This window comes from Rhodococcus sp. T2V (genome assembly GCF_029269925.1).
Classification (GTDB): Bacteria; Actinomycetota; Actinomycetes; order Mycobacteriales; family Mycobacteriaceae; genus Rhodococcus_F; species Rhodococcus_F koreensis.
The window spans coordinates 1-19,964 of record NZ_JARJBD010000075.1; the positions used below are offsets into that span (position 1 = coordinate 1).

A 19,964-nucleotide genomic window follows, 5' to 3' on the forward strand; every position below is an offset into this window, starting at 1 on the left:
TTGACTCGATCAAGCGGGTGCAGGTCCTCGGCGCGGTGCAGGAGCGGTTCCCGCACTTGCCGAGCCTGGGTCCCGAGCAACTCGGCACCCTGCGCACCCTCGACCAGATCGTCGATCTCCTCGTCGAGGGGAGTGATGTCCACCCAAAAGCTGAAGCCGCGGCCACCGCGCCGCGGCACCTCGTCGAACTCGTCGCCCTGCCCCCGATCGACCACCAGGACAACACCTTCGCCGACCACCCCCACGCGGTAATCATCGAACTCGGACCCGACCAACACAACAGTGACGGCGTCGCCCTCGCCCACGCCCTCACCGACCATCACTGGACGGTCCGCCGACTCCACCTCACCGGCACCCTCGACGACATCGACACCACTCTGGCCGACGCTCTCGACGAGCCCACCGACCTGTGCATCGTCACCGTGGGCCACACCCACGACTGGACCGACGCGACCCGGGCACTCGGCGCCACGATCCTCGCCGCCAAACACACCCACCCCGCACTCGGGAACACCGCACGCACGGGCACGCGGGCCGCGTTCGTCACCGTCACCCGGATCGACGGCGCACTCGGCTTCGTCGGCGACGGCGACCCGGTCGGGGCACTGGCCGGCGGTGTCGGCGGCGTCGTCAAGACCCTCGGCGTCGAGCACCCGGAACTGTTCAGCCGCGCCCTCGACATCCACCCCGCCCTCGACGGGGACCGGTTCACTGCTGCCGTCCTCGCCGAACTCCACGACAGCGCCATCGACACCCCCGAGGTCGGAGTCGGCGAACTCGGCGACCGGCAGACCCTAGTCCCCGGTATCCACGCCTGCTCCGCCGAACCGACCAGCGTGCACCTTGACACCCCCGTCGAGATCGCCGCTCTGACCGCCGACGATGTCGTCCTCGTCACCGGCGGCGCCCGCGGCGTCACCGCCCTGTGCGTCCGGGACCTCGCCCGCCACTGCGACGCCCGCTTCATCCTGCTCGGCCGCACCGAACTGGTACCCGAACCGCAGTGGGCACACGGTGTCGAGGACCATGATCTGCGCCGGGCCGCGATCGCCGGACTCGGCGGCACCGCCACCACCCCACGGGAAATCGCCCGCACCTGCGCGGCGATCACCGCGAACCGCGAAATCCAGGACACCCTCAGAGTTTTGGGGGAGCGCGGACGCTATATCGCCGCCGATGTCACCGACACTGCCGTCATCGAGGCCGCGCTCGGCGCCGACCGCGACCAGATCACCGCCCTGGTGCACGGGGCCGGTGTCCTCGCCGACGCACTGATCATGAAGAAAACCGCCGGCGAGATCGACCGGGTGCTCAGCCCCAAGATCGGCGGGCTGGCCGCGGTCCTCGGCGCCCTCGGTGAGACGCCGCCGCTTCGACACCTGGTGTTCTTCACCTCCGTCGCCGGGCTGTACGGAAACTCCGGGCAGGCGGACTACGCGGCGGCCAACGAGGCCCTCGGCCGCTTCGCCGCCACCTGGAAACAGCGGCACCCCGACCATCATGTGACGGCCATCGACTGGGGCGCCTGGGACGGCGGCATGGTTACCCCGGAACTGCGCGGATACTTCCTCGACCGCGGCATCACCCTGCTCGACCCCGATGTCGGCGCCCGGGCCTTCACTGAACAGTTCACCACCGCACGCCGCGATGACGTCGTCATTTTGATCGGGGAAGCAAGATCTCTGGCGACCGGTCAGCCGTCGCACCGATCCGATACGCTGGTCCGCCGCAGTCTGCGGGACCTGCCTGCGCACCGCATCATCGCCGCCCACCGCATCGGTGACCACACCGTGCTGCCCGCGACATTCGGGCTCGGCGCGATGATCAACGTCGTCGAGCGAGCCCACCCCGGGCTGTGCGTGACCACGGTCCGCGACTTCCGCGTGCACAAGGGCATCGTCTTCGATCACCCGATCACCGATGTGTCGATCGAGACCACGCACACCGCCGACACCGAACCGGTGCGCGTGCACGTCCAGGTCTTCGGGACCGACAACGACAGACGGGTACCGCACTACGCGGCCACCTTCGAACTGTCCACCACTCCGGACACGGCACCGGTGATCCCGGTCACCTGGCCGGCCACCGGTGTGGACGCCGAGATCCTCTACCGGGACGCGACCCAATTCCATGCCCCACCGTTGCAGGGCATGCGGCGCATCCTGCGTGATGACACCGACGCCCTCGTCCTCGAATGCGCCCTGTCCGGTGCGCCGGTCGCGCTCGGCGCCTTCACCGGTGTCCTGCACAATCCCGTCCTCGCCGACGTGATCCTGCAGGGACCCCCGGTGGCCGGTCACCGGGCACTCGGATCGGCCTGCCTGCCCCTGGGCGTCGGCCGCATCGACTACTACGACACCCTCCCCGACGACGAACCCTTCGTCCTGATCGTCGACAACGCCCGCCCCGGGCCGGTGGACGCACTGGTCGATGCGTGCGCAGTCACCGCGAACGGCACTGTCCTGCAACGGTTCACCGACGTCGCCGTCGTCACCACCCCCGACCTGTCCGAGAAGTTCCGTGAATCAGTGAGGCAGTGGAGCGCATGAACCCCGTGCCGACGACCACCCCCGACGCCCTGTCCTTCGACGGCGTCCCGTTCAACCCGGTCCCGATCACCCCAACCATTAACCCGACGACCAGCCCCGCACCTGTGCCGAGTGCACCGGCGCGCGCACTGCCGGCCACCGCGGTGACCCCGCTGGCCGAGATCCGCGCCGGGCTCGTCGCCGCCCACCGCGCCGCTCTCGCCGCACAGACCGCGGTGCAACGGCGCCTGCTCCGCCACGCACTTACTACCACCACGCAGGTCACACCCCCCACCACGGAGGTCATCCCGCCCGCTACCGGCAGGCCGGTCCTCGCCGTGGCCGCGGCCCCGGAGGGGGCGTTCAAACCCCTCGCCCGCACCGGCGTCGACCGTCTCGACGCCGCCGCGCTCGACCTGCTCACCCGCGGGCAAATCCCCGCCGTGTTCGGGCCCGCCTATCAGCAACTCGGCGCCAACCCCGACATCCGCCTCGCCGACGACTCTCCGCTGCTCCTGCACAGTGTCAGCGAAATCGGTTTGCGCGACGGCGCACTCGGCCTCGGACGCCTGCGCGCCCGCTACACCGGCAACCCGGCGGCGGCCGCCGTCCAAGCCGGGCAGGTCTTCGCCCTCTACGCCGGACTGCACCTGTGCTTCGCCGACGCGCACCTCGACGCCGCCGCCTCCGCCACCGCAGCGACCGATGCATCGACCGAATCCGACCTCGAACTGATCGTCACCGACATCGACCTCGTCCCACGCCCGCACCTGACCGCCGAAGTCCTGTGCGGCGGATCGAGCGTGCCGGTGTCGGTCACCGTCACCGAAAACCCCGCCGCCGTGATCGGTCCCGGCGCCGGCGGCACCCTCGACACCTGGACCGGACGCATCACCGCAGCAGGAGAAAAGGCGCTGCTCAACGAATTCCACATGGCCCATCTGGCCCGCGGTGACCAGGGCATCGCACTCGGACCCGAATTCGCCCACTACACCGGGATCCGGGCCACCCGCGTGCCCACCGGCGGACTGCTCCTCGTCGACCGCATCACCGACTTCGACGGCACCCGCGGCACCCTCGACCAACAGCTCAGCTACCGCAGCGAGTACGACTCACCCGCCGACTCCTGGTACTACGCCGACACCGCGAACGAATCCATGCCGCACTTCGTGTACATGGAAACCTCGCTGCAGGCCGCCCTCCTGATGGGCTACTACCTCGGACCCACACTCACCGAACCGAACACCACCCAAAGCCTGCGCAACCTCGGCGGAACCGCCACCGTGCTCCGCCGCGTCGACCTGCGCGACAAGACCATCAGCCAGACCTCCCGGCTGCTGTCGACCACCCTGCTGCCTGGGTCCTCGCTGCAGAGCTTCGACTACACCCTCTCCGTCGACGGCGAACCGTTCTACCAGGGAGAGACCATGTTCGGCTACTTCAGCGACCAAGCACTGGCCAACCAGACCGGCCTCGACGCCGGCCGCCACCGCCCCACCTGGCTCGCCGAGCACCCCGACCAGGGGAGCACCCGCCGCATCGACCTCGACGCCCGCCGCCGCAACCCCGGCGACCGGCTGTGCAACCGCCGCACCCTGGCCCTGCTGGACTGGATCGACGTCGTCGACGGCGGGGGAGCGTTCGGCAACGGCTACCTGCACGCCCTGCGCCGCATCGACCCGCAGGACTGGTTCTTCTCCCGCCACTTCCACCTCGACCCCGTCATCCCCGGATCGCTCGGGGTGGAATCGGTGATCCAGGCCCTGCAGGAGTGGGCCGCCGACACCGGACTGGCCGACCACCTGTCCGACCCGGTGTTCTCCATCCCCGCGAACATCGCCTTCACCTGGAAATACCGCGGACAGTTCCTGCCCACCGACGGCACCTGCGAACTCGAGGTCCACATCAAGACGGTGACCCACTCGGCCACCGGAGTCGTCGTCACCGCCGACGCGTCGCTGTGGAAACCGGGTCTGCGGATCTACGAACTCGAAGACATCGCCATCGAATTGACCGAGCGGAAGGCCCCGGCATGACCATTCCCTCCGTGACCACACCGGCCCGCGACCTCACACAGGTACGAGCAACCCTGCTGGACCTGACCGCACCGTGCTGGGTGGTCCACGGTCCCGACGGTATCGACATCACCGCCGACGCCGGTCTCGCCACCCGCACCGAGGTGCTCACCGCCGTCGGACCCCTCCCGCCCCACCTGCTCGGCGATCACACCTTCGGCGCCTTCCACGGCGTCCGCTACGCCTACGCGGCAGGGGCCATGGCCAACGGCATCGCCTCCCCGGCCATGGTGACGGCGCTGGCGCGGGCCGGGTACCTCGCCTCCTACGGCGCCGCCGGAGTGGTCCCGGCACGCGTGGACGCCGCCCTCGCCGAACTTGCCACCACCCTGGGCGACCTTCCCTACGCCTGCAACCTCATTCACAGCCCGAGCGAACCCGCCCTCGAACGGGCCATCGTCGACGCGTGCCTGCGGCACCGGGTGCGCTGCGTCGAGGCCTCCGCGTTCATGGACCTGAGCCCGGAGATCGTCCGATACCGACTGACCGGACTGTCCACCGCCCCCGACGGCACGGTGATCCGGACGCACCGGGTCATCGCCAAGGTCTCCCGCGTCGAGGTCGCCGAACTCTTCCTCCGACCGGCACCGGCGGCACTGGTCCGGCAGCTCCTCGACCGCGGCGACATCACCACCGAGCAGGCACGGCTCGCCCCATCGGTACCGATGGCCGACGACATCACCGCCGAGGCCGACTCCGGCGGACACACCGACCGGCGCCCCCTGATCGTGCTGCTGCCCGACCTGATCGCCGCCCGCGACCGCATCCACCGCGAATTGCCTGCGCTGGAGCAGGTCCGCATCGGCGCCGCCGGCGGCATCGGCACCCCGGCCGCGGCGGCCGCCGCGTTCGCCCTCGGTGCCGCCTACGTCGTCACCGGCTCGATCAACCAGGCCACCGTCGAAGCCGAGCAATCCGAGGCGACCAAAACCCTGCTCGCCGGGGCCGGCGTCGCCGACTGCACGATGGCCCCGTCGTCGGACATGTTCGAACTCGGTGTCCAGGTCCAGGTCCTCCGCCGCGGCACCATGTTCGCCACCCGCGCACACCGCCTCTACGACACCTACCGGGCCTACACGGGCATCGACGCGATCCCCGCCGCGCGGCGCGAGGACCTCGAATCGGCGGTGTTCCGCCGACCGCTCACCGAAGTGTGGGACGACTGCGTCACCTACTTCACCGAGCGCGACCCCGCCCAACTCGCCGGCGCCGCCGACGACCCGAAACGCAAGATGGCACTGATCTTCCGGTGGTACCTCGGACTGTCCTCGGGGTGGAGCATCCGCGGCGCCAACGACCGGACTGCCGACTACCAGATCTGGTGCGGGCCGGCGATGGGCGCCTTCAACAACTGGGTCGCCGGCACCCACCTGGCCGCCCCCGCCCACCGCCGGGTCGCCGAGATCGCCCACCACATCCTCGAAGGCGCCGCCTACCTCACCCGCGTCGGCCAGCTCCGCACCGCCGGCGTGCGGCTGCCCTCCGAGATCGCCCGCTACCTCCCCACACCCCGGGAGGAGCGGTGACCGCCGCCGACACTCGCGGGGCGACCGCGAACCTTCTCCACACGATCAGCGACTACAGCGCGAACTACCTCCAGGATCCGCGCACCGAGCACACCGGCTCCGCCGTCGACCGGAGCGAACTGCGCCGCCGACTCGCCGCGCCGCTGCCCCGGACCGGCGCCGACGCGGAAACCGTGCTCGAGCACCTGATCGCGCACGGCGAACCGGGACTCCTGCACTCGGGGGCACCGACCTTCCTCGGCTTCGTGATGGGCGGCGCCTATCCGGTGGCGGTGGCGACCGAATGGCTCACCTCGGTATGGGATCAGTGCGGGGCACTCTACGCCACGAGCCCGACCGCGTCGGTCGTCGAAGAAGCGGTGTCCCGCTGGCTGATCACCCTGTTCGGGCTGCCGTCGCACACCTCGGTCCGCATCACCACCGGCTGCGCGATGGCGAACCTCACCGGCCTGGCCGCCGCCCGCCACCACGTGCTCGCCGGTCAGGGCTGGGACGTCGAACGCGACGGCCTGATCGGTGCCCCGGCGCCCTCGATCCTTCTCTCCCGCGGATGCCACGTCACCGTGCACCGAGCCCTACGGCTGCTGGGGCTGGCCGGCCAGGTACGCCTCATCGACACCGACGATCAGGGCCGGATGCGACTGGACGCCCTCGAGACCGCCCTCGCCGCCACCGGCGGACCGAGGATCGTCTGCGGACAGGTCGGCAACGTCGACTCCGGCGCCATCGACCCCATCGCCGATATCTGCGACCTCACCCACGACCGCGGCGGCTGGGTCCACTTGGACGCCGCCTTCGGCATGTGGGCCGCCGCCAGCCCCCATGTGCGCAACCGGGTCACCGGAATCGAACGCGCGGACTCCTGGGCCACCGATGGCCACAAATGGCTCAATGTGCCCTACGACTGCGGCATCGCGTTCTGCGCGCACCCGGTCGCGCACCGCGCCGCCCTGCGCACCAGCGCCGACTACCTCACCCCCGCATCCGAGGGCGGCCGTGACCCGGTCGACTTCACCCCCGACATGTCCCGCCGGGCCCGCAGCCTCGTTCTGTGGGCCACCCTGCGCCACCTGGGATCCGACGGCGTCGCCGAGCTGATCGAACGAAGCTGCGCCCTCGCCCGACGCCTGGCCGCGGGACTGTCCGCCGTCAGCGGGATCACCGTCGTCAACGACATCATCCTCAACCAGGTCCTCGTCGCCTTCACCCCCACCGCCGACACCACCGACGCGGCCCACCTCGAGCACGTCGTGTCCGCCCTCCAACGCGGCCCGGTGGGGTGGGCGAGCCCAACCACCTGGCACGGCCGGCCCTGCCTGCGCCTGTCGGTCTGCAACTGGCAGACCACCTCCGCCCATATCGACGCCTGCATCGACGCGATCGTCTCCGCACACCGGGGCGCGGGCGCGCCGGCGCGGACCACCACCATCGAGGAGCTGGTATGACCCTGTCCGACGCGTCGACGACCGCCCCTGTCGTCACCGCAGACCCCGATCTCGATGCCGTGGTCGACACCCTCGTCACCGCGTTCCGGGACGACCCGATCATCGAATGGGCGATCCCACCGAACACCCTCGGGCGCGACTACCACCTCGCCGCGTTCTTCGCGTCCACGACCGAATTCCTGCTGGACCACGGCGGGATCGTCGCCGCGCCGGAAGACTATTCGGCAGTCCTGGTCTGGTCACCGCCGGGTGAACCCGCCGTGTCCGACGCCGAGAACCGGATGTTCCTCGACCGGCTCGCCGCCTCTACCGGTGCGTGTGGGCCCCGGGTACGGGCGCTGATGGAGGCACTCGACGCGCACCACCCCACCGACCTTCCACCGCATTGCCACGTCATGTTCGCCGCCGTCCGGCCCGAACACCGGGGCACTGGTGTGCGGGCGGCACTGACCGACGCGCTGCGCGCGATGCGACTGCACGACGGCATCGGGGTGTACGCCGAAGCGTCCAGCACTCGCAATCTGCGGCTGTGGGAACGCCTCGGGGGCAGGCGGATCGGCGAGGAGATAGTCCTGCCGGATGGTGGACCGTCGCTGTACCCGATCTTATTCGGTCGGCCGCCCGAATCGACCGACACACCCTGAAATACGTTGTCGACCGTGGAGCCGGCGCCCGAATCGGTGGGCGCCGGCTCCGTGGTATGCCGAAATCCTATTTCAGACCGGATCGAACGAACGCATTGACAATGTGCCGCTGCAGCACGACGTAGAGCGCGAACACCGGCAGGCATGCCAGCCCGGCGACGGCCATCATCGGCCCCCAGTCGTTGCCCTCGGTCCCCATGAAACTCCGCAACCCCAACTGCACGACCGAGTTGCTGCGCTGCAAAACCACCGCCGGCCAGAAATACTCGTTCCAGGCATTGATGAACAACAGAATCGACAGCGCCGCCAGCGCGGGACGCAGATTCGGCACCACGACGGTCCACAGGATCGACCATGAGGAACGGCCGTCCAGCTTCGCCGCCGCAACCAGTTCCTTCGGGAAACTGGCCATGTGCTGGCGGAGCATCAGGACACCCAGCGCGGAGCACAGCGTCGGCACGATCACCCCGGCAAGGTTGTTGATCAGTCCCAGCTGGTACAGCAGCACGTAGTTGGGGAGCATCGTGACCTGGAACGGCACCAGCCAGGTGCCGACGAACGCGAGATAGAGCAGCCGTTGGAAGCGGAACGAATACATCGCGAACGCGTACGAGGCGAGCAGGGCCACGAGAAGCTGACCCGCCGCCGAGACCGCCGAGACGGCGAACGTGTTGGCGAGCAGCCGGATCACGTCGACCTTCTCGGTCGCGTCCACATAGTTGCCCAGTGACAGCGGCCACGGAAAGGGGGAGAGGGAGCCGACGTCCTCGGGCCGTCGCAGTGACGTCGCGAGCAGCCAGTAGATGGGAAAAATGCACACGACTGCGGTGGCAATGAGGACGGCATGTCCCCGCGCCCGCCGCCACAACGGTTCGGGTACGACTGCCTCGCTAGTCGTCATGGAACGAGATCCTTTCCGAGATCCACACGAGCACACCCGCAACGAGACCGAATCCGACGAACAGCACGATGCCCGCGGCGGCACTCAGGCCCGCGTCGAAGCTGTGGAACCCGTAGTCCCACAACAGGTAGTAGATATTGGTCGTCGCCTGCGACGGTCCGCCCTGGGTCAGGGTGTCGATGAGCGGGAACGTCCACTGCGCGCTCAGCAGCGCGGTCATGAGTCCGAGGAACACCAGCGTGGGCGACAGCAGCGGCAGCGTGATCCACCAGTCGATCTGCCGCCGCGTCGCGCCGTCGACCCGCGCCGCCTCGGCGTAATGATCGCTCACCCCGGCCATTCCGGCCGAGACCACCAGCACCGCGAAACCCATGAAATGCCACCCGGTGATCAGCACGATCACCCACTGGGCGGTGCCCGGTTCGCGGATCCAGTTGGTGTCCGAACCCAGAACACGGTTGATCACCCCCGCGCCGGGGTCCAGCAGCCACTGCCACACCGCCGCACTGGCCACCGGGGCAACCAGAAAAGGCGCGAAGATCAGGCTCTGGTAGATCGCCCGGGTGCGCCCGCGGATGCCGCGTGTCGCGAAGGCGACCACCACCGGCATCACCAGGGTGAACGGCAGCAGACCGACGATGAGAACCACGGTCCGCCAGACCGAGTCCCCGACCGCCGGCAGCTCCAGCAGCCGCTGATAATTGTCGGCACCCACGGGCACCATCGGGGTGGTCGGCAGCAGATTCCACGAATACGTGGACAGCTGGGCGGCCTGGAGCAGCGGCCGGTAGGTCCACACGATCAGCAGCGCGACCGCCGGCGTGAGATACAGGTAGGGGGCGGCCGCCCGCGCCACCCTCCGCAGAGGGTGGACACGGACGGCCGGGACCACGACCGGCGCCTGCGCGGGTACTGCCGCGTCGGCGAGATCCGGTACGGCAACAAACACGATCGCCTCCTCAGCCCGCCTCGAGCGCGAGCGCGCGCAACCGGTCGAGCATGTCCTGCTCGGGGATGTCGTAGACCACCTCGGCCGGGGTCGCCTCTACCGCGGTGGCGACCACGGCATCGCCGAGGACGTCGATCCGGGTGAATCCGTATCCGACATGGCCGCGGTGACGGCCGACCGGGGCCATTGGGTCGACCCGGTACGACAACGCCGGACCCACCCACACCGGAATCCCCGCCACCGCACCGGTACCGGTCAGGTGCGCGTGCCCGCAGAGGATCATCCGGACATCGGAGCCGGCCAGGACCGCCGCGAGCCGGTCCGGCTCCTGCAGTCGCAGGTAGTTCACCGTCGTGACCGGCGACGGAATCGGTGGATGGTGCAGGACCAGGAGCGTGCCGCGCGCGCTCGGCCGGGACAGGGTGCCTCTGAGCCAGTTCAGTTGGTTGTCGGTCAGCCAGCCCTCGTGCCGGCCGGGGGTGGTGCTGTCGAGCACCACGATCCGCAGTCCGTGTACCTCGTGCACGGCGTCGTACGGTGCGGTCAAACCACCACCGTCCTTGGTGCTGCTACGTCCGCACAGTTCGGTGCCGAACGCGGTCCGCTCGTCGTGATTGCCCATGGCGTAGACGATGCGGGCACCGAGGGCCGCCGCCGCCGGTTCGACGACCGCACGCAGCCGCCGATAGGCCTCCGGCGCTCCGTTGTCGGTGAGATCGCCGGACAGGACCAGCGCGTCGACCCGTCGACCGGATCCGACGATCCGGTCGAGCGTGTGGCGCAACGAGTCCAGGGTGTCCACGGCGTCGTGGACGAGCGTCCCGCCGGCGGTGATGTGGGTGTCGGTCAGTTGCACGATCGTCAACTGGTCGGACGGGCCTGCGGTGGTGCTCATTCGGCGGGCAGAAGCGCGGTGGCCTGCTTCTGGGCGGCCTCGAGGGTGGACTTCGGGTCGGCGTCCTGGTACACGCTCGCCTCGACGGCATCCATCATGCCGTCGCGGATCTGCAGATAATTGTTGCCGGGCATGGAGATCCACGGCTCCATCAACTTCAGCTGCGCGAGGTTGGGGGCGAGAAGCGGATTCTTCTGCGCCCAGTCCTGCAGCCCAGCCGGGTCGTCGACCAGCCCCGTCCGCAGCGGCAGGTAGCCGATACCCTGTGCGATCTTCGTGTAGGCCTGCTCGCTCGTGAGGTATTTGATCAGCTCCCACGACGCCCGCTGCTTCGCGGGGTCCGAGGCGAACGTGAACAGGGAGGCACCGGAGTTGGTCGGCACCGTGGTCTTGGCGGCAAAGGCGGGCATTGTGGTCGCGCGCAGATCCCACTTGTCCTTGGCGCCCTTGATGAATGTGCCCTGGATCGCGCTGGTTTCGAGGATCATGCCGAGGTCACCGCGGGCGAACGCCTCATAACCCTGCTGCTGGCTCAACTTCGGGGTGGCACCGGAGCGCACCAGATCCTGGGCCATCGCGGTGACCTGCACCGCCGGGTCGTCGGCAAAGCTCAGCGTGGACCGGTCGTCGGAGATCACCTGCCCGCCGTTCGAGCGGACCAGGCTCTGGAAGCACCAATCCTTGGCGGTCTTGGTCAAACAATCCAGGTACACCCCGCCCTTGCCGGTCTTCGCGGCGATGGCCGCCGCGGCATCGGCAACCTGATCCCACGTGGTCGGCGGCTGCGCGGGGTCGAGCCCGGCCTGCTCGAACAGGGTGGCGTTGTAGTAGAACACCGGGGTGGAGAAGACGAACGGAACACCGTAGGTGGTGCCCTCCCAGTCACCGAGGGTGCGGGCCGTTGGCGCGTACGGGTATTTCGCGCCGTCGAAGTTCTTCTGCACGGCCTCCGTGCCCACCAGGTCGTCGAGCGGCTTCGCACCCAGTTGATGAATCGTGAAGTCGAGGTCACTGAACCCGAGCTGCGCAACATCGGGTGGGGTTCCCGCGACCGTCTGGCTCTGGATGCTCGAGATCGTGTCGGTGGCCGGGTTCGGGCTGTTGCCCTGAGGCTTTTGCGCGGTGACCTTGATGTTGGGGTGCAACGTGGTGAAGTCGGCGATCAGCGCGTTGAAGGTGTCGGTCCACGCTCCCGCCATTCCGTAGTTGTAGCTTTCGAACACGATCGACACCTGCTGGTCCGGTCCCAGTTCCGGGACCGGACCGGAACCGCTGGCCGAGGACTCCGTGGTGGTGGTGCCCAGGCCGCCGCAGGCGGTCAGGGCCGCGGCGCTGGTCACGAGCGCGACCAGCGCGGGCAAGGTCTTCTTCACTGTTTTCTCCTGTGACGTGTGAAAGGCGAAGCGGGATCGGGTGGCCGGTTCAGGCCACTGAAAGGGCGGAGGCGCCGGGGACCGATGCCTCGTGCTCGTGTGGTGGTCGCCAGAGAAGGCGGCGTCCCGTGCCGGATTCGAACAGGTGGAGGTCGCGGGACTCGACACCCAGTCCGACGGCATCGCCGGCCCGCACCGGCACGGGCCGAGGGGCCCGCACCGCGAGGCTGGTGACGCCCACGCTGATGTGCACGATTTCCTCACCGCCGAGGTTCTCGATGGCGGTGACGACACCGCGCAGGCGGGCCTCTGGGGCGTTCAGACGCAGCCGTTCCGGCCGAATCCCGACCGTCACCGTCCGTGACCCCGAAGCCGCGCCGACAGGCAGTCCGAGCGGTGCATCCAGGCCGTCGGCCACCACATGCAGCTCGCCGGCCCGGTCGACGATCGCCGCGTCGAACAGATTCATCGGTGGGGCACCCAGGAACGCGGCGACGAACGTCGACCGCGGCGCGTCGTACAACTCGGACGGGGTTCCGACCTGCTCGACCCGGCCCCCGTTGAGGAGTGCGATCCTCGTGGCCATGGTCATCGCCTCGACCTGGTCGTGGGTGACGTACAGGAACGTGGTGCCCAATCTGCGGTGCAGCCCGGTCAGCTCGGTCCTGGTGGCACTGCGCAGCGCCGCATCGAGATTCGACAGCGGCTCGTCCATCAGAAACGCGCCCGGCTCGCGCACCATCGCCCGGGCGAGCGCGACTCGCTGACGCTGCCCGCCGGACAGGGCGCCCGGCCGCCGGTCGAGGTGCTCGTCCAGGCCGAGGGTCGCCGCCACGTCGGTGACCTTCTCGCGGATCTGCTGCCGCGAGCGGCCTCGGGCGCGCAGCGGGAAGCCGATGTTCTTCGCGACGGTCAGGTGGGGATACAGGGCGTAACTCTGGAACACCATCGCCACGTCCCGCTGCCGCGGCGGCGTCGCGGTGATATCGCGGTCGTCGAGCAGGAGTCGCCCCGCCGACGGCGACTCGAGTCCGGCGATCATCCGCAGTAGCGTCGACTTGCCGCACCCGCTGGGCCCGAGCAGGACCAGAAACTCACCGTCCGTGATGTCCAGATTCACCTCCCGCACGACCGGGGTCGTGCCGAACCGTTTCGACACCCCGTCGAGTCTTATCCGTGCCACCCACGTCTCCTCACATCCGTTGTCGTTCCGGCGGAACGACAACAGTTGCCGGTGACTGCCCGGTGAACGCCGCGCAGCCGGCTCATGTTGACCCGCACCCGCGGTAACAGCGGCCTGCACCAATAGGAGAACATCACCGGTGCGATCGACAGTTGCGATCACCCGGACTCCGGAGGCGATAGGCGATGTCTATCGCACAGACCGAAAAACAGTGCATGCGAGCGTGTTTGACGGCACCGAACTTAGCCTGATTCGGTGACTTCGCATCCAGACACCGGCCCCCGCTCGACGCTGCTGCTCCTCGGGATCTGCGCGATGACGTTCGTCGTCTACCTCGATACCAGCATCACCCCGGTCGCGCTGCCGGACATCGTCGGCGACGTGGGCGGCGGCACCGCCGCCCAGTGGATCCTCGACGCTTATACCCTCGCCTTCGCGTGCCTGCTCCTGGCCGGCGGGGTGCTCGGCGACCGGCTCGGTGCGCGGCGGGTCATGCTCACCGGGGCCCTCGTGTTCACCATCGCCTCGATCGTCTGCGCCGTCGCACCGAGTATCGGTCTGCTGGTCGCTGCCCGCGCACTCCAAGGAGTCGCCGCCGCAGCCCTCGTCCCACTCTCCGTCGCGGCACTGAGCACGCACATTCGGCAACCGCGCGCCCGAGCCCGCGCCATCGGCCTGTGGGGTGGCACCGCCGGCGTCGCGCTCGCGGTCGGACCGCTGCTCGGGGGAGTGCTGGTCACGGCGACGAGCTGGCGCGCCCTGTTCTGGATCAACATCCCGATCTGTCTCGTCGGATTCTGGTGCCTGCGGGCATCTCTCCGGCGGGACCGGGCGGGATCCGGCCAGCGGATGGACCTCCCGGGGCAGCTGCTGTTCATCGCCGCCGGCTGCGGGGCGACCCTCGCGCTGATCGAGGGCCCGCACCGCGGCTGGAGCTCGCCCTTGATCCTCGGCTGCGCGGGCGCCGCGGCGGCGGCGATCGCCGCGTTCACCCTCTGGGAGAACCGGACCTCGACACCGCTGCTGCCTCGGGGGTTGCTGCGCATTCCCGAGGTCGCCGTGGCCTGTTCGGTCAACTTCCTCGGACTGTTCGGGCTGTACGGGGTGCTGTTCGTGCTGACGCTGTACTTCCAGCGAGACCTGGGACTCTCCCCACTGCACACCGGTCTGCGGTTCCTGCCGCTTTTCGGGATGCTCGGGATCGCCTCCCTCACCGCGGCGAGCGTTGCCCGCCGACTCGGCACCCGGCCGACCATGCTCACCGGACTCGCCCTCATCGGCACCGGTCTCGTCGGGCTCGTCACCATCGAGTTATCGGCGCCGCCCGCCGTGTACCTCGGTGCCCTCGGTCTGCTCGGCGCGGGGATCCCGCTCTCGGGTGGTGTGGTGGCCATCGCGGCCATGGCGAACGCCGTACCGGAGACCACCATGGGCGCCGCATCGGGTGCGATGAACACCTTCCGCCAGTTCGGTGCCGTCTTCGGTGTCGCGGTGGCCGCTTTGCTCTCCCCACCGTCCCCGACCACCGCGGTGACCCACCTGTCGGCCACGTTCCTCGTCGCGGCCACGGGCGCAACGCTCGGCGCGGTCCTCACCGCTTTCACGCTGCGCCCGAAACCGCCCGCCCCTCAGGCGAAAGCGGAACCGGAGTCGATCCACTCCGCCACCCGCTGAGCCACCACCGGAGAATCCTTCAACCATTCGAAATGATCACGGTGCACCACCGGAGAGTCACCCTCGACATGCCACTGCGTCACCGCCGCCGCCGGCATGCGGGAGACCAGGAAGTCGACATTGGACTTGGGCCCGAGCCGGTCGTGCTCGAGGGAGACCGCCAGCACCGGCACCGTCATCTCCGCCAGTAACGTGTCGTAGTCGACGGAGGCACCCTTCGGGCGGTAGCGGCTGGTCAGCGAGTGCTTCGACCAGTCGATCATCACCCCACCCGCCATCGCACCGGGAATCAGCACACCGCCCGGCCAGTACCCCTTCACCCGTGACACCAGACCGATCCACTGGATACTGGTCAGGGCCTCCACCCAGCGGCGGGGGCCGAACGCCCGCCAGAACACCGTCCCCGTGCCGATGACCGTCACGCTGGTCGCCGCGGTCGGCCGGGCGGCCGCGAACAGCAACGCCAATTGCCCGCCGAGGCTGTGCCCGAACAGATGCAAGGGTGCGTGCGGAAACCGCTGCCGCAGCGCCGCGACGATCGCGGGCAGGTCGACCTCGAGCATCTCGCGGTACCCGAAGTCGTTACCGTCGCGCAGCGCCGGCCGACTCTCGCCCTGTGCGCGCAGATCAGTCAACGCCACCGACAGTCCCTGCGCGTGGAAAGCCTTGCCGAGCGCCAGATAGTGCTTGGCCTTCATCGCCATCGCCGGCAGGATCAGTACCAGCGGCGCGTCCGGGCGGGCCGAGGGGAGGACCCGTACCCGGAACGTCACCCCGTCGGGAGTAGTCACCGCCACCGACTCGAGGGTGGAGTACTCCGAGGGTGGCCGCGTCGAAGAGGTCGTCATCATGCGTCCTTGTCGTTCGCTCGGGCGGGGAACACGGTGTCGACCACGTAGTCGAACGTGAATTTCGCGACCACGACGTCGGCATCATCGAGCAACATCGCTTTGCCGGACAGTTCGAACCGCTCATCACGGTCGGCGGCCAAGATCGTGCGCAGTTCGCGTTCGTCGACCGTCGCGACCGCGCGGATCCGACCCAGCGCCGGCTTGCGGTACGAGGCGCCCGCGCCGCGCAACACCAGCCGCGCGATGGTATCGAGGCGGGCGGCGGCCGCGCCCACGAACGCGGCGGCACCGGCGATGTCGGCGGCGGTGAACAGTGCCCCCGCATGCACGGTGCCCATGTGGTTGGTGACGTCCGGGGTCGCGGGAATCTCCACGACCGCGCGGTCCGGTCCGAGCTCGGTGATGGTGGTGCCGGCCGTGGTGCCGAACGGCACCATGCCGTCCGACACCGAGCGCAGGTGCTCGTAGTCGAGGGCGGTGGGGTTCAGGGTTCCGTACACGGCGGCGAAGCCGGTGCGGGCCCGATCATCGGTGTGAGTGGTCATCGGGAAACTCCTCATGTCGTGGTGGGGGAGGGTGTTGTGGTCAGCGGACTGTGCGCAGGACCCGGCGGGCGATCGACCAGCGCAGCACCTCGGACGGTCCCTCGTAGATGCGGAAGGCGCGGGCCTCGACCAGGAATCGGGCGACGAGGTGGTCCTCGCACACCCCGAGCCCGCCGTGCAGCTGCACCGCGCGGTCGAGGATCCGCCAGACGGCCTCGGACACGAATGTCTTGGCGATCGACGCGTGGTGGCGCGCCGCCGACGACGCCGGCCCCTGCTCGTCGATCGACTCCGCGGCGGTGCGGATCAGTCCACGGGCGGCTGCGATGTCGATCTCGCTGTCCGCGACCAAGCCCTGGGCCATCCCGTGCTCGGCGATCGGCACCCCGAACGCCGACCGGCCGGTGATGTGCCGGGCCGCCATCTCATGTGCGCGGACCGCAAGGCCGAGCCAGTTCATGCAGAACACCAACCGGGACGGTGCCAGGCGCACCTGTGCGTACTCCATGCCCAGGCCGACCTCGCCGAGCACGGCGTCCCCGGTGATCTCACAGTCGACGAAGTCGACCTCACAGTGCCCGCCCGGAACGCTGTGATCGAGGGTGGGCATTCGGCGCCCGACCCGGAGCCCCGGATTGTTCTGGTCGACTAGAAACATGGTCGGCCCGTCCGCGGTCGCGGTGACACAGATGGTGAACCCGGCACCGTCGGCGCCGGTCGTGAAGTGCTTCTTCCCGTTGATCACCCATCCGGAGCCGGTCCGTTCGGCGACGGTACTCAGCAGCGACGGATCCGACCCGGCTCCCGGGGCGGGTTCGGTCATCGCGATCGACGACCGGATCTCCCCCGATGCGAGCGGCGCCAGGTAGCGTTCCTTCTGCTCGGGGGTGCCGGCGTGCGCGAGCAGGTGAATGTTGCCGTCGTCGGGAGCCGACCCGTTCACCGACAGCGGCCCCAGCAGACTGGCGCCCGCCGCCTCCAGGACACGTGCCTGCGCCCTGGTGTCGAGGCCGAGCCCGCCGTAGCGCACGTCGGACAGCGGACCGAAAACTCCGGCGTCCTTGGCCTTCTTCTGCAGGTCCAGGCGCAGCGCGTCGTCGACGACGCGCCCGTGGGCGACGACTTCGTACTCCACCGGAATGACGGTGTCGCGAATGAAATCCGAGGTTCTTGCGACCAGCGGTTCGAGTGCAGTCATGAATCGGTGTCACTTCCGTGTTGTTGCGGATAGTCCAGTCCTCGACGGTCAGTCTCACGCGGCGCGCGTGCACTGCAGAGTCGTGATAGCGAACGCCGATCGCCCGAGTCGATTGCTTCTCATCGCAGGCGGGCGATCCACCACTGGGCGAGTCTGGACCAGACAGCGGAACCGAACCGTCCGCGCCCGGCTCCGTCTCCCCAGGAGGTCTTCACATGCTTTCGGCCGACGGCACCTTTCCGGTCATAGTCGTTGCACGGCAGCACGAAACCCCGGACGTCGTCTCCCTCGAACTCGCGTTACCCGACGGCAGCGAACTGCCCACCTGGACACCGGGTGCACACATCGACATCGAGGTCGGTGCCGCCGGAGTCCGTCAGTACTCGCTCTGCGGCGACCTGCAGGACCGGCGACGGTGGCGAGTCGGTGTACTCCTCGAACGCGACGGGCGCGGAGGATCCCGGTACCTGCACCAGCAGGCTGCTCCGGGAAGTACCCTGACGGTGTCATTGCCACGCAACAACTTTGCCCTCGATAAGTGCCGGAACTACATCTTCGTGGCCGGTGGAATCGGGATCACCCCGATCCTGCCGATGATCGCCGCAGCCGAGAACCAGGGCGCGACCTGGTCCCTGCACTATGGCGGTCGAACCCGCCAGTCCATGGCCTACCGCGACGAAATCTCGGCATACGGCCCCCGGGCGCGCGTGCTGCCCCAGAACGAGTACGGCCTGCTCCCACTCGACGACATTCTCGCGGGCAGCGACCCGAGTGCCCAGATCTACTGCTGCGGACCCGAACCCCTACTCGCCGCGATGGAGTCCGCCCTCGGGACCGCCGAGTCGCAACGGCTCCACCTCGAGCGGTTTCGGCCGCGCACGGTCGGCGAGGACTCCGGTCCCGACCGCGACTTCACCGTCAAGATCGCGAGTACCGGTGCCACCATCCGAGTCGGCGAAGATCAATCGATCGTCGACGCCCTCGAGGACGCCGGGATCACAGTCGAGACGTCGTGCCGGGAAGGCACCTGCGCAAGCTGTGAGACCACGGTGATCGAGGGTGAGGTCTGTCATCGAGACTCGGTGCTGTCCGCCAGCGAACGCGAACAGAGTGTGTCGATCATGCTCTGTGTGTCGCGGGCCCGGTCAGACCTGCTGGTGCTCGACCTGTAGTACGGCTGGTCAGACGCCACACGAACGCAAGGCCACGAACGGACCACCCAATACTCAGGGGCCGATGGGCAGTCTTGCCCGCGCGGACAACATCGATACCGCCGGCACCGACAACGTGCAGGCGATGCCACATCATCGTCGCACCGGGCAACACCCCTCTCCCGGCCAGCGACACGGGTGTCGTCACCAACGCGTACCGCGGGCCGCACGGCCCGCGGGTGGCACACCGCAATCTGCAAGCTGATCAAGAAGGCGATCTGTATCACCGAGGACCTCGCCTCAGCTCCGCCACCCGGTCCGGTCCCGCTACCGATGACCAGGCCGATATCGGACAGCTCCAGCAACGTCGAACCGGCGTAGCCGGAGACACCGATGACCTGTGCTCCTGCCGTTCGGGCCGCCGTTACCACCGGCCGTACGGTTGCCCAGCTCATGTCGCTGTCGCTGAGCGCCAGGCACACGTCCCGAGACGTAAGGCGCCTCGCGGCGAGGTGCAGGAGGACGGCATCGGTCGGTGCGTCAGCGGGCCGACCGCCGCGGGTGAACCGTGTGGCCACTGCTGCGGGTGCCGAGCCCGAATCCCTGTTGCTGACCACCAGCACTCGATCTGCCGACCCGAGAACGTCCGTCGCTCGGCCGAGTTCGCCCTCGTTTAACGGGGCAAGAGCGCACGCACAGTCCGCGGCCGTCGCGGCGACGAAGGCTCGCAGCAACCTCGCATTGTCGGAAACTTTTGCCGACTGCTTCGGTGGGGTGTCCGTGGCGGACAGATCGCGCACCAGCAGCAGTTTTAGCTGCTCAAATCCGCTGAACCCCAGACTCTGGCAGGCCCGGATGACTGTGGCCGTTGATGTACCGGCGTGTTCGGAAACGGCCGAGGAAGTTGGCGCCGCGAGGACCACCCCGGCAACTCGCCGCTGACTCGGTCCGAGGGAAGGGGCGAGGGCGCGAACCGTCGACAGGGTTGAGCCCACTGTCTGATCTCCCCGAGGCGTACGCACGTGC

The 19,964-nt window shown here is 68.9% G+C and carries 16 protein-coding genes; 7 read left to right on the forward strand and 9 right to left on the reverse strand.

Annotated elements, in window-relative coordinates; all coding sequences use genetic code 11:
- From P3H15_RS39660 to P3H15_RS39680, 5 genes are all read left to right on the forward strand, one after another.
- A partial coding sequence (locus tag P3H15_RS39660) for an SDR family NAD(P)-dependent oxidoreductase (protein ID WP_276142274.1) occupies positions 1-2,549 on the forward strand: 2,549 nt, incomplete at its 5' end.
- Positions 2,546-4,564, forward strand: coding sequence for a beta-ketoacyl synthase (locus P3H15_RS39665; RefSeq protein ID WP_276142275.1), 2,019 nt, complete (start codon positions 2,546-2,548; stop codon positions 4,562-4,564). The genes P3H15_RS39660 and P3H15_RS39665, both read left to right, overlap by 4 nt.
- Complete coding sequence (locus tag P3H15_RS39670; protein WP_276142276.1) at positions 4,561-6,129, forward strand: PfaD family polyunsaturated fatty acid/polyketide biosynthesis protein; 1,569 nt, start codon at positions 4,561-4,563, stop codon at positions 6,127-6,129. Before P3H15_RS39665 ends, P3H15_RS39670 begins: the two co-directional genes overlap by 4 nt.
- Positions 6,126-7,574, forward strand: coding sequence for an aminotransferase class V-fold PLP-dependent enzyme (locus tag P3H15_RS39675; protein ID WP_276142277.1), 1,449 nt, complete (start codon positions 6,126-6,128; stop codon positions 7,572-7,574). Before P3H15_RS39670 ends, P3H15_RS39675 begins: the two co-directional genes overlap by 4 nt.
- Positions 7,571-8,218 (forward strand): N-acetyltransferase, encoded by a 648-nt coding sequence (locus P3H15_RS39680; protein WP_276142278.1) that lies wholly within the window; start codon positions 7,571-7,573, stop codon positions 8,216-8,218. Before P3H15_RS39675 ends, P3H15_RS39680 begins: the two co-directional genes overlap by 4 nt.
- A 67-nt stretch (positions 8,219-8,285) precedes the next feature.
- Here the strand turns inward: P3H15_RS39680 and P3H15_RS39685 are convergent, their stop codons facing one another.
- From P3H15_RS39685 to P3H15_RS39705, 5 genes are read right to left on the reverse strand one after another with little or no spacing between them, the layout of a single operon-like run.
- Complete coding sequence (locus tag P3H15_RS39685; protein WP_276142279.1) at positions 8,286-9,119, reverse strand: carbohydrate ABC transporter permease; 834 nt, start codon at positions 9,117-9,119, stop codon at positions 8,286-8,288.
- The gene (locus tag P3H15_RS39690; protein ID WP_276142280.1) at positions 9,109-10,068 is read right to left on the reverse strand and encodes a carbohydrate ABC transporter permease; all 960 of its coding nucleotides are present in this window, start codon (positions 10,066-10,068) and stop codon (positions 9,109-9,111) included. The genes P3H15_RS39685 and P3H15_RS39690 overlap by 11 nt, the downstream gene beginning before the upstream one ends.
- A gap of 10 nt (positions 10,069-10,078) precedes the next feature.
- Positions 10,079-10,963, reverse strand: coding sequence for a metallophosphoesterase (locus tag P3H15_RS39695; protein ID WP_276142281.1), 885 nt, complete (start codon positions 10,961-10,963; stop codon positions 10,079-10,081).
- Positions 10,960-12,336, reverse strand: a complete 1,377-nt coding sequence (locus tag P3H15_RS39700) for an ABC transporter substrate-binding protein (RefSeq protein ID WP_276142283.1) — start codon at positions 12,334-12,336, stop codon at positions 10,960-10,962. The genes P3H15_RS39695 and P3H15_RS39700 overlap by 4 nt, the downstream gene beginning before the upstream one ends.
- A 49-nt stretch (positions 12,337-12,385) precedes the next feature.
- Positions 12,386-13,519 (reverse strand): ABC transporter ATP-binding protein, encoded by a 1,134-nt coding sequence (locus P3H15_RS39705; protein WP_276142285.1) that lies wholly within the window; start codon positions 13,517-13,519, stop codon positions 12,386-12,388.
- A gap of 255 nt (positions 13,520-13,774) precedes the next feature.
- Here P3H15_RS39705 and P3H15_RS39710 point away from each other — a divergent pair, with 255 nt between their 5' ends.
- On the forward strand, positions 13,775-15,193 hold the full coding sequence (locus tag P3H15_RS39710; RefSeq protein WP_276142286.1) for an MFS transporter: 1,419 nt from the start codon (positions 13,775-13,777) through the stop codon (positions 15,191-15,193).
- Here the strand turns inward: P3H15_RS39710 and P3H15_RS39715 are convergent.
- Genes P3H15_RS39715 through P3H15_RS39725 form a run of 3 tightly spaced genes read right to left on the reverse strand, consistent with a single transcriptional unit; the run spans position 15,148 to position 17,787 of the window.
- On the reverse strand, positions 15,148-16,041 hold the full coding sequence (locus tag P3H15_RS39715; protein ID WP_276142287.1) for an alpha/beta fold hydrolase: 894 nt from the start codon (positions 16,039-16,041) through the stop codon (positions 15,148-15,150). The genes P3H15_RS39710 and P3H15_RS39715 overlap by 46 nt on opposite strands.
- Positions 16,041-16,589, reverse strand: coding sequence for a YiiD C-terminal domain-containing protein (locus P3H15_RS39720; protein WP_276142288.1), 549 nt, complete (start codon positions 16,587-16,589; stop codon positions 16,041-16,043). The genes P3H15_RS39715 and P3H15_RS39720 overlap by 1 nt, the downstream gene beginning before the upstream one ends.
- A gap of 40 nt (positions 16,590-16,629) precedes the next feature.
- Positions 16,630-17,787 (reverse strand): acyl-CoA dehydrogenase family protein, encoded by a 1,158-nt coding sequence (locus P3H15_RS39725; protein WP_276142289.1) that lies wholly within the window; start codon positions 17,785-17,787, stop codon positions 16,630-16,632.
- 215 nt (positions 17,788-18,002) lie between these two features.
- Between P3H15_RS39725 and P3H15_RS39730 the strand changes: the two genes are divergently transcribed.
- Positions 18,003-18,959, forward strand: coding sequence for a PDR/VanB family oxidoreductase (locus P3H15_RS39730; RefSeq protein WP_276142290.1), 957 nt, complete (start codon positions 18,003-18,005; stop codon positions 18,957-18,959).
- Here the strand turns inward: P3H15_RS39730 and P3H15_RS55885 are convergent.
- Positions 18,857-19,960 carry a MurR/RpiR family transcriptional regulator gene (locus tag P3H15_RS55885; RefSeq protein WP_369426224.1) on the reverse strand — a complete coding sequence of 368 codons (1,104 nt, stop codon included), beginning with the start codon at positions 19,958-19,960 and terminating at the stop codon, positions 18,857-18,859. The two genes, P3H15_RS39730 and P3H15_RS55885, sit on opposite strands and share 103 nt — an antisense overlap.
- Positions 19,961-19,964: the final 4 nt, after the last annotated feature.